At 54.8% G+C, this 10652-nt stretch carries 5 protein-coding genes; 2 read left to right on the top strand and 3 right to left on the bottom strand.

The annotated features are described in order from the left end of the window. The first annotated feature begins 1740 nt into the window (after positions 1 to 1740). Both tet(W) and ACTQ1S_RS03880 read left to right on the top strand, forming a co-directional pair. Positions 1741 to 3660 (top strand): tetracycline resistance ribosomal protection protein Tet(W), encoded by a 1920-nt coding sequence (tet(W), locus tag ACTQ1S_RS03885; RefSeq protein ID WP_441538504.1) that lies wholly within the window; start codon positions 1741 to 1743, stop codon positions 3658 to 3660. A gap of 711 nt (positions 3661 to 4371) precedes the next feature. After that, positions 4372 to 4902 carry a flavodoxin family protein gene (locus ACTQ1S_RS03880; RefSeq protein ID WP_441547127.1) on the top strand — a complete coding sequence of 177 codons (531 nt, stop codon included), beginning with the start codon at positions 4372 to 4374 and terminating at the stop codon, positions 4900 to 4902. Between the two features lie 108 nt (positions 4903 to 5010). Here the strand turns inward: ACTQ1S_RS03880 and ACTQ1S_RS03875 are convergent, their stop codons facing one another. From ACTQ1S_RS03875 to ACTQ1S_RS03865, 3 genes are all read right to left on the bottom strand, one after another. Beyond that, positions 5011 to 6105: an ATP-binding protein gene (locus ACTQ1S_RS03875; RefSeq protein ID WP_154516910.1), complete on the bottom strand. Its 1095-nt coding sequence runs from the start codon at positions 6103 to 6105 to the stop codon at positions 5011 to 5013. A gap of 246 nt (positions 6106 to 6351) precedes the next feature. Continuing rightward, positions 6352 to 8592: a DNA gyrase subunit A gene (locus tag ACTQ1S_RS03870; protein ID WP_441547126.1), complete on the bottom strand. Its 2241-nt coding sequence runs from the start codon at positions 8590 to 8592 to the stop codon at positions 6352 to 6354. Between the two features lie 45 nt (positions 8593 to 8637). Then, complete coding sequence (locus ACTQ1S_RS03865) at positions 8638 to 10635, bottom strand: DNA gyrase/topoisomerase IV subunit B (RefSeq protein WP_441547125.1); 1998 nt, start codon at positions 10633 to 10635, stop codon at positions 8638 to 8640. Positions 10636 to 10652 lie beyond the last annotated feature (17 nt).

The following is a 10652-nucleotide window of genomic DNA, read 5'->3' as shown; positions in this document are numbered from 1 at the left end:
GCCATGCCCTCATGCAGGAGGGCTAGCCGCTCAAAAAGCGTGCGCGCTTCCGATGCTCAGGCTGCTCAATTTCCGATGATCTTTTTGCTCAAATCCTCTTGACGAAACACACGGGCGAACGGGGCCGCCTGGCCGGCCGGGCTTTCCCCCGGCGCTCCGCTGCCTCCGCACCGGAGCGCCCTTCCCCTTCGATTGGATACCCGCCTGGCCTGGGACCTATCGCGGGTTAGGCCAATTGTTCGCTTGGATATCCCAGGTCAGGCGCGTATCCAATTGCCGAAAGTTCCCGGTCGTATACGCGGCCGTCTTGATCGGAGTATATTACTGCGCTGGAATAGAACACATGCTTGATAAATTAATTTAGCATCAGACAGCGGGCGCAGTTTCAGCCGAATCCGTGCCCGCTGCTGTATGTGTGAACAGTGCGAATAGGGGACGTAGCCCTGTTCACACCTGGACCCATGTCGGCACCGGTCAATGCCCACGATGCTTCTGCTTACGCTTCAACTTCCGCTGCTCGAAGCGCGCCGCTTGGGGCTCGGGTCGCTTCTGTCCATCAGGGATGCATTCACGAAGGTCCTCATCGCCCGCGCGGGAGTTCGAACGCGCGCAAATCGATCCGGACGCAAGCGAAGCCCCAGTCAGCTCCATGACTTATGGGAAAGCCGCCCTTTGCAGGCTTCTTACCCTTGTTGTGGCGGTTGTTGTTACCAGTGCTGTTTGCATTCGCATTGGCAGAGGAGCTGTCGCCGTTGCCCCCCGTATTCGTCAGTACCGGGCTGGGTGGTTGCCTTTCAGTCTGCATGCAAGGTGAGCTCGGGCCCAGCGCCGTCTTTTTATAAGCGCTTTGGCGAAAACGTCTTGCTTATCAGGAGGATTTAAGTCCCAATTAAGAAAGGAGCGGAAAGAGAGCCATATGCAATAGCAATGATTTCGCTATTGCATCTATTACTTGCATTTGCCTTAATAAACCCTATATTAGAATAAGGCGCAATCGTATCCTTTTACCAAATCTGAGCAAGCGCATGTATGCCCCAGCTCAGATTCAAAAGACTTTGAAAGCGAGATGCCCTGAGCAAATGCTCATGTACGGTAAAGAAGCAAGCAACCGAAAACAATAGATAGACCGCCAGCACTACACTATTCCGAACCAAAGACCAAAAGATAAGCATTTTGAGAAAATCTAAACTTTTGGATTTTCCTACAATGCCGACTACGGCGGAATCCCTCCCACTCCTTATATATTTCTTTCTGTATACATTGAATTTGTATTTAGTAAAATGCAGACAACACCACGGATCGGCTTTTGGCTGGACAATTCCAACCAAACACCGCAGCAGACAGTAGAAACCATTCTGAACGTTAGGAAGCCGGTATGATTGTTACATATAAGGGGAAGAAAAATTTCTTTTAGATACTTGTTTTCCTAAAACTGATGTGATATAATAATTCAAGTCCAGAAAAGGAGTAAAAAATATGCGGCAAGGTATTCTTAAATAAAACTATAATCAAATAGTGGGAACAAAGGATTATGATAGTCCCTTTTGTAGGGGCTTAGTTTTTTGTACCCAATTTAAGAATACTTTTGCCTTATCAATTTTGACATATCCCCAAAAACAGCACTCACAAACAGGTGTATGCTGTATACGTGTATGTCCGCAATTATCATCCCCAGTGGTAAAAGTATTTTACTGCTGGGGATTTTTATGCCCTTCGGGGCAGTAAAGGGAGGACAATCACATGAAAATAATCAATATCGGGATTCTTGCCCATGTAGACGCTGGAAAGACAACCTTGACGGAGAGCCTGCTATATGCCAGCGGAGCCATTTCAGAACCGGGGAGCGTCGAAAAAGGGACAACGAGGACGGACACCATGCTTTTGGAGCGGCAGCGTGGGATTACCATTCAAGCGGCAGTCACTTCCTTCCAGTGGAACAGATGTAAAGTCAACATTGTGGATACGCCCGGCCACATGGATTTTTTGGCGGAGGTGTACCGCTCTTTGGCTGTTTTAGATGGGGCCATCTTGGTGATCTCCGCTAAAGATGGTGTGCAGGCCCAGACCCGTATTCTGTTCCATGCCCTGCGGAAAATGGACATTCCCACCGTTATCTTTATCAACAAGATCGACCAGACTGGCGTTGATTTGCAAGGCGTGTATCAGTCTGTTCGGGATAAGCTCTCCGCCGATATTATCATCAAGCAGACGGTGTCGCTGTCCCCGGAAATAGTCCTGGAGGAAAATACCGACATAGAAGCATGGGATGCGGTCATTGAAAATAACGATGAATTATTGGAAAAGTATATCGCAGGAGAACCAATCAGCCGGGAAGAACTTGCGCAGGAGGAACAGCGGCGGGTTCAAGACGCCTCCCTGTTCCCGGTCTATCATGGCAGCGCCAAAAAGGGCCTTGGCATTCAACCGTTGATGGATGCGGTGACAGGGCTGTTCCAACCGATTGGGGAACAGGGGAGCGACGCCCTATGCGGCAGCGTTTTCAAGGTGGAGTATACAGATTGTGGCCAGCGGCTCATCTATTTGCGGCTATACAGCGGAACGCTGCGCCTGCGGGATACGGTGGCTCTGGCCGGGAGAGAAAAGCTGAAAATCACAGAGATGCGTATTCCATCCAAAGGGGAGATTGTTCGGACAGACACCGCCCACAAGGGCGAAATTGTCATTCTTCCCAGCGACAGCGTGGGATTAAACGACGTATTGGGGGACAACACCCGGCTCCCTCGTAAAAGGTGGCGTGAGGACCCCCTCCCCATGCTGCGGACGTCGATTGCGCCGAAAACGGCAGCGCAAAGAGAACGGCTGCTGGACGCTCTTACGCAACTTGCGGATACTGACCCGCTTTTGCGCTGCGAGGTGGATTCCATCACCCATGAGATCATTCTTTCTTTTTTGGGCCGGGTGCAGTTGGAGGTTGTTTCCGCTTTGCTGTCGGAAAAATACAAGCTTGAAACAGTGGTAAAGGAACCCACCGTCATTTATATGGAGCGGCCGCTCAAAGCAGCCAGCCACACCATCCATATCGAGGTGCCGCCCAACCCGTTTTGGGCATCCATCGGACTGTCTGTTACACCACTCCCGCTTGGCTCCGGTGTACAATACGAGAGCCGGGTTTCGCTGGGATACTTGAACCAGAGTTTTCAAAACGCTGTCAGGGATGGTATCCGTTACGGGCTGGAGCAGGGCTTGTTCGGCTGGAACGTAACGGACTGTAAGATTTGCTTTGAATACGGGCTTTATTACAGTCCGGTCAGCACGCCGGCGGACTTCCGCTCATTGGCCCCGATTGTATTGGAACAGGCATTGAAGGAATCGGGGACGCAGCTGCTGGAACCTTATCTCTCCTTCATCCTCTATGCGCCCCAGGAATACCTTTCCAGGGCTTATCATGATGCACCGAAATACTGTGCCACCATCGAAACGGCCCAGGTAAAAAAGGATGAAGTTGTCATTACTGGCGAGATTCCCGCCCGCTGTATACAGGCATACCGTACTGATCTGGCCTTTTACACCAACGGGCGGAGCGTATGCCTTACAGAGCTGAAAGGATATCAGGCCGCTGTCGGTCAGCCGGTCATCCAGCCCCGCCGTCCAAACAGCCGCCTGGACAAGGTGCGCCATATGTTTCAGAAGGTAATGTAAAGATACATAATCGTCAAGACGGCAACAATCAGAAGTTATGGAGGGTAACGGGCGATCATACGGCAACAGTGCTTGGCGCTGCTCTGACCGGAACGGATGTGCTTGCATTGGCAGCTGCAATCTGCGCGCGCAAAAGAAAGCGCATCTGATAAAACTAGGCGCTCTCATTTCGCTTGCCACAAGAAGTCGGTACCGCGCGGATGCGAACTGCGGCCCAAACTTAGACGGCTCAATAAATAAATAAGCTGCAAGGGACTGGCCCCGGATTTTCTCCGGGGCCAGTCCCTTCAATTTGACCCGACCCCTCCGAGCGTTTCAGTGGGTTGCGTAGGCGTCGAGGTCAGTCATCCCTAAAGGGTCCGAAGTCGAATCACGTCCGCTCCGATCCCGTCCTCGATATGGCCGAAGGCCTGTTCGGCTGGCTCGCTATCCAGGTAGTTGTCCTTGACGCCTATTCCGAAGGAGACATGCGAGCGATATCAAGTCGTCGCGATTCCCAATGCTCATCTTGACCGCGTGCCATCTGGGCAGGCGGCGCAACCATGGCTCCCTTGTTGGTTTTCGACGTTGTATAAGGCAATCGCAATCGTCTTGAGCTTCTTTAGGGAACTTGAACAAGAGATATGGCCTGCTGGCGATTGATTAAGTCCATTCGTTTTGGTTACAAGAAAACACACTGCGCGCCTGCAGCATGAAGAAGAGGGAATCCATATGAATATCGTTGTATTGAGTGGTAGCCCGCGCAAGGGCGCTAATACCGACATTATGGTCGAGGCGTTTGCCGAGACCGCACGCGAGAGCGGCCATACGGTCGAGGTCGTCCGCGTTGCCAGCAAGAAAATCGCCGGTTGCCTGGGGTGTCAGTATTGCTTCGCCCACGAGGGCACTTGCGTGCAGAAGGATGACATGGCCGACGTGATCGAGTCGTTGAAAGGCGCCGATATGGTCGTCTTCGCCTCGCCTATCTACTGGTTCGATATCACTGCGCAGGAGAAGGCTGCCATCGACCGCCTGTACGCCTTCGGTGCTACGGGCTTCCCGTTTACCAAGACGGCCCTTTTGCTCGATAGTCACAGCGAGGGCGCCTATGATGCGCCGATCGCTATGTACAAGTCAGCCTGCGCGTACTGCAAGTGGGAGGACCAGGGCATTGTCACCATCAGCGGTATGACCGAGCGCGACAGCATGGCATCGTCGCCCAAGTTGGAAGAGGTGCGAGAGCTCGCCCGCAAGCTCGCCTAAGGACAAGAAGAACGCATGGCAATCGGTGTTATTTGAACTGCTTGCCGTCCTTGCCAGGTGAATCGTTGATTGCCATGCGCCGTTGCCCTTGCGGACAATCTCGGCGTGCTAGGAGGCCTTCTCACTCAGGAACTCCCTGAATGCGGGGATGTCAAAGCCAACGAGACCACGCCCGCGCTCTCCGATGACGCCGTCCTCGAGGAGACGGCGTTTATATTGGCTTGCATAGTTGCCGGCAACGCCCATGCGTTTGGCTATCTCCGAGACCCTGCTGGGGCCAGAGTCGGGCAGCATCGCGAGCAAAAACTCAATGTCTTTATCGGAAAGCTCCCGATAGGTCGTTTCGAGAATTCGATCGCGCAGCTCCATACGGGCAAGCAGAGAACCCTGCTGGACATCAGGTGCGCTGATTTTGGGCGAGTTCTCCGAAACATCCCATGTGCGATATCCGACGAGCTGCATCATGTAGGGGAATCCGTCGACGGCCTTCACAGCATCCTCGAGCGCTTCTGGTGTGATTGAACGTCCTCCGGCCTCAACAGTTTTGCGAAACGCGTTTGCAATTTCAACGTCAGTGATTCGTCCTAACTGATGATATTGGGAACGCCTGAGGAACGAGACGGAATCGTTACGCAGCAGCGCCGATACTTTGTAGGGCAGTCCTGCCATGAGTAGGGCAACTTTTTTACCTTCGCGTACAAAGTGCTGGTAAACAGAGGCAAATTGAAGCATTTCTTCGAGATCGACGGTGACTTCATCGATGGTGATGAGAAGTCCGATGTCATGTTTTTCGAGTTGCTTAAAGATACCATTCATGCGTGTGCGCCAGTTGCCCTGGGCCTCTTGAGCATATGTCCAATCGATGCCCACTGGACCAATTTGAACGCCGTTTATGCGCGCGTGAGGCTGTGAGAGATAGCTATCTGCGGCTTCTTTGGTTCGCTCGATAATATCTTCGAGCATGCCTGGCATGGCGGAGACATTTGCTGCGATCCAGCCGTGTTCAAGCGCCGTTTCTGAAAGGAGCGAGAGAAGCGCCGTCTTGCCCGTTCCCCTTGCTCCCGTAATAATAGTCGACAGGTTGGGATCTCCCGGGCCGTTGATAAAGCCACGGTTGATGTCGCGCAGGATATGCTCGCGACCCGCTAGAAAGGGAGGGACGCTTCCAAATGTTGGGGTAAAGGGGTTCTTGCTGTACTCCATGGTAGCTCCTTTGCAAGTTTTGCTAATTTTTGCAAGTTTTGCTAACTTTTGCAAGTTTTGCTAACGACAGACCAAAGGGCATCGAAGCAGTGGCGCTGACATGTTTTACGCAGAAAAATAAGCAGAAATCAATTTATCTGCGTTAAAAAATAGTTGAGAAGAAAAACGACGAGTCCCGGGCGCAATGCCGTTGCGTTCCGGGCCTCGTCGCTTTGCGAAGTGTCTAACGATCTCGTTGCCGTCGTCCTAGTCAAACAGACTCGGCATGTCGTTTTCTTTCATGAGGGCACCGGCGGAGGGGAGGCTCTGCGCGGTGAACTTCTCGGCCGAGACGCCGGCGCCAAGAATCCCCTCGGTCGTGCCGACGGTGGTGACCGAGCGGCCCTTCTTGGCGGTAAAGGCCTGGACGCCCTGCGTGTTGGTGGTCGTCTTGGTCTTGAGCAGCGACGTGTTGAAGTTCATCAGGCGGTAGTCGCTCGAGACCAGCGCGATGTCGCGGTCTTCCTTGAGCACCTGAGCATACAGCAGTTTGCTGCCGCCGTAGATGGCGTTCTTGAGGCGCTTGCGGTTGGTCTTGGTAACATATCCGGCAAGTGCGACGCGCACCACGCGGCCGTTCTCAAAGACAAACAGCACGTCGGCCTTGTAGTCCTCGGGGTCGATGACCCAGATGACGCTCTCGTCGGGTTCCATCTCGAGGTCGGTGGGCAAGTACGAGCCCAGCTGGGCCGACTTGGTGTCCTCAAACGCTGCGACCTTGCACTTGTACACCTGGCTCTTGTTGGTAAACACGAGCAGCTCGTGCGTATTGGAGGACGGGAACTCGATAAAGGGCTTGTCGCCGTCTTTGTACTTGAGCGTGGCCGCCTTCTTGAGCACGCGGTCGGTCATCTTTTTGAGATAGCCCTCGCGCGAGAGCATGATGGTAACCGGATATTCCTCGACCTCGGGCTCCAGGCTTACCTCGATGACCTCGTGGGGCTCGATCCTGCCCGTGCGGCGCGGCATCACGTACTTTTTGTTGACCGCGGCCAGCTCGTCGCTGATGACCTTCTTGATGTTGTCCTCGCTGGAGAGGATCTCCTCAAGCTCGGCAATCTCACCCTCAAGCTTAGCGATGTCCTTGGTACGGTTGAGGATGTACTCCTCGTTGATGTTGCGGAGCTTAAGCTCGGCAACAAACTCGGCCTGGGTCTCGTCGATGTCGAAACCCTTCATAAGGTTGGGCACGACCTCGGCCTCAAGCTTGGTGCCACGGATGATGGCGATGGCCTTGTCGATGTCGAGCAGAATCGCCTCGAGGCCGTGCAGCAGGTGCAGGCGCTCGGACTTTTTGCCCAAGTCAAAGTTAATGCGGCGACGCGTGGACTCAATACGCCACTTGACCCACTCGTGCAGGATCTGGCGTACGCCCATAACGCGGGGATAGCCGTCGACCAGCACGTTAAAGTTGCATGAGAACGAATCCTGCAGCGTAGTCGAGCGATAAAGCTTCGCCATGAGCTTGTCGGGGTCAACACCGCGCTTAAGATCGATGGCGATACGCAGGCCCGAGAGGTCGGTCTCGTCACGGATGTCAGCGATCTCCTTGACCTTGCCCTCTTTGGAGAGCTTGACGATGCGATCGATGATGACATCGGTCTTGGTGGTGTAGGGGATCTCGTAGACCTCGATGATGCGCTCTTCGGGAATCCAGCGCCAGCGGGAGCGGATCTGGAAGCTGCCAAGGCCGGTCTCGATAATCTTTTCCATCTCCTCGCGGCGGTAGATAATCTCACCGCCGGTCGAGAAGTCGGGCATGGGCATGTACTCGAGCAGATCGCAGTTGGGATCCTGCAGATAGTGCATGGTGGCGGTGCAGACCTCGTTGAGGTTGAAGCCGCAGATGTCAGACGCCATGGCGACGCCGATGCCCTTGTTGGCCGAGACAAGGATGTTGGGGAACGTGGTGGGCAGCAAACGCGGCTCCTTCATGGCGCCGTCGTAGCTGTCGACAAAGTCGACCGGGTCCTTGTCGATGTCTTTGAAGATCTCGGCACTGATGGGGGAGAGCTTGGCCTCGGTGTAACGCGAGGCGGCGTAGCTCAGGTCACCCGAATAGTACTTGCCAAAGTTGCCCTTCGACTCCACGAAGGGGGCGAGCAGCGCCTCGTTGCCGGTGGCCAAGCGCACCATCGTCTCGTAGATTGCGGCGTCGCCGTGCGGGTTGAGCTTCATGGTTTGGCCCACGATGTTGGCGCTCTTCTGGCGCTCACCTTTGAGCAAGCCCATCTTGTACATGGTGTAGAGCAGCTTGCGGTGCGAGGGCTTAAAACCGTCGATCTCGGGGAACGCACGCGAAACGTTGACGCTCATGGCGTAGGGCATGTAGTTGACCTCGAGCGTCTGCGTGATCGGCTGATTGGTGACCTCGGAGTGCAGGCCGATGACGTTCTCGGCGTTGACCTGCTTTTTCTTTGGCTGGTTCTTCGTCTTCTTCTTTGCCACGATTTCCTCTTGAACTTCTTATGGGCCGTCGTTATCGATTTGCTGCTACTGCAGGTCCAGCTGGTCCAGGTATTCCTTGCCGTGCTCCGAGATATGGCGCTTGCGGCCCGCCTCGTCGCTGCCCAGCAGAAGGTTGAACATGGTCTCCATCTTGGTGACGTCTTCGGACTCCACCTTGATCAGACGACGCGTCTCGGGGTTCATGGTGGTGAGCCACATCATGTCCGGGTCGTTCTCACCAAGACCCTTGGAGCGGTTGATGGAGCACTTCTGGTCGCCGATCTCCTTAAGAATGCCGTTCTTCTCGAGCTCGGTGTAGGCAAAGTAGGTCTTTTCTTTGCAGTTGATCTCGTAGAGCGGCGACTCGGCGATATACACGTAGCCTTCGTCGATAAGCGTGGGCACCAGGCGATAGAGCATGGTGAGCACGAGCGTACGGATGTGATAACCGTCGACGTCGGCGTCCGTACAGATGATGACCTTGTTCCAGTTGAGGTTGTCCAGGTCAAAGGCACCGAGGTTCTTGATGCGCTTGTCCTTGATCTCCACGCCGCAGCCCAGCACGCGCATGAGGTCCATGATGATGTCGGACTTAAAGATGCGCGGATAGTCCTCCTTTAGGCAGTTGAGGATCTTGCCGCGGACGGGCATAACGCCCTGGAACTCGGCATCGCGCGAGGTGCGAATGGCGCCTGCTGCCGAGTCGCCCTCTACGATGTAGATCTCGCGGCGGCTCTTGTCCTTGGAGCGGCAGTCGATGAATTTCTGCACGCGGTTGGCCATGTCGGTCTTCTGCTGCAGGTTGGTCTTGATGCTCTGGCGCGTCTTCTCGGCATTCTCGCGCGAGCGCTTGTTGATGAGCACCTGCTCCATGATCTTGTTGGCGGCATCTTTGTTCTCGATCAAGTAGGTCGAGAGGCGCTCCTTAAAGAATGCCGTCATGGCCTGCTGGATAAAGCGGTTATTGATGGCCTTCTTGGTCTGGTTTTCGTAGGACGTTTGGGTGGAGAAGCAGTTGGTTACCAGCACCAGGCAGTCCTGGACGTCCTGCCATTTGATGCCGCTCTCGTTTTTGTTGTACTTGCCCTGTTGCTTGATGTAGGCATCGATGGCGCTGGTCAGGGCGCTGCGGGCCGCCTTTTCGGGTGAGCCACCGTTCTCGAGCCAGGAGGAGTTGTGGTAGTACTCCTGCATCGTGAAAGTGCGCGAGAAGCACATGCAAGCAGTGATTTTTACGTTGTAATCGGGCAGATCCTCGCGATCGCGACCGCGACGGTCGGCCTCGATAAAGAAGGGATCGGTAAGGTAGTCGGCACCGACCTTCTCGAGCACGTAGTCCTCGATGCCCTTGGGATAGCAGAAGTCCTCTTCGGAAAACTCGCCGTCGTCGCCCTCGATGCGCAGCCGGAAGGTCACGTTGGCGTTGACCACGGCCTGGCGGCGCATGGTCTCGCGATACCAATCGTGGGGGATGCTGATGGAGGTAAAGACCTCAAGATCGGGGCGCCACTTGATGGTGGTGCCGGTGCGGTTCTCGTCGCTGGGCTCAACCTCGAGTGCTTTCTTTTTGGCGCCGACGACCTTGCCCTTCTTAAAGTGCAGGGAGTACTTGTTGCTGTCGCGCCAAACCGTGACGTCCATGTATTCGGAGGCGTACTGGGTTGCGCACGAGCCCAGGCCGTTGGTGCCGAGCGAGAAGTCGTAGTCGCCGCCCTGGTTGTTGTTGTACTTACCGCCGGCGTAAAGCTCGCAAAAGACGAGTTCCCAGTTAAAGCGCTTCTCGGAGGGGTTCCAGTCAAGCGGGCAGCCGCGGCCGTTGTCCTCTACCTGAATGGAGCCATCGCGAAAGGCGGTAAGGGTGATGAGCTTGCCGTAGCCCTGGCGCGCCTCGTCAACGGCGTTGGACAGGATCTCGAAGGCGGCATGCGCGCAGCCGTCGAGCCCGTCCGAGCCAAAGATGACGGCGGGGCGCAGGCGTACGCGCTCCTCGTCCTTGAGCTGACGAATACTGTCGTTACCATAGTTTGCGGTGTTTTTTGCCATGCTCGCTCTCTCGATGC

It is taken from the genome of Collinsella sp. LCP21S3_D3 (assembly GCF_052118305.1).
In the GTDB taxonomy this organism is placed as follows: domain Bacteria; phylum Actinomycetota; class Coriobacteriia; order Coriobacteriales; family Coriobacteriaceae; genus Collinsella.
This window is presented reverse-complemented; position numbering and strand designations above follow the sequence as displayed.

Excerpts from the sequence above, each read along its gene's own strand:
- ACTQ1S_RS03880 (WP_441547127.1), top strand. The coding sequence starts at position 4,372 with ATGAATATCGTTGTATTGAGTGGTAGCCCGCGCAAGGGCGCTAATACC.
- ACTQ1S_RS03875 (WP_154516910.1), bottom strand. The coding sequence starts at position 6,105 with ATGGAGTACAGCAAGAACCCCTTTACCCCAACATTTGGAAGCGTCCCT.
- ACTQ1S_RS03865 (WP_441547125.1), bottom strand. The coding sequence starts at position 10,635 with ATGGCAAAAAACACCGCAAACTATGGTAACGACAGTATTCGTCAGCTC.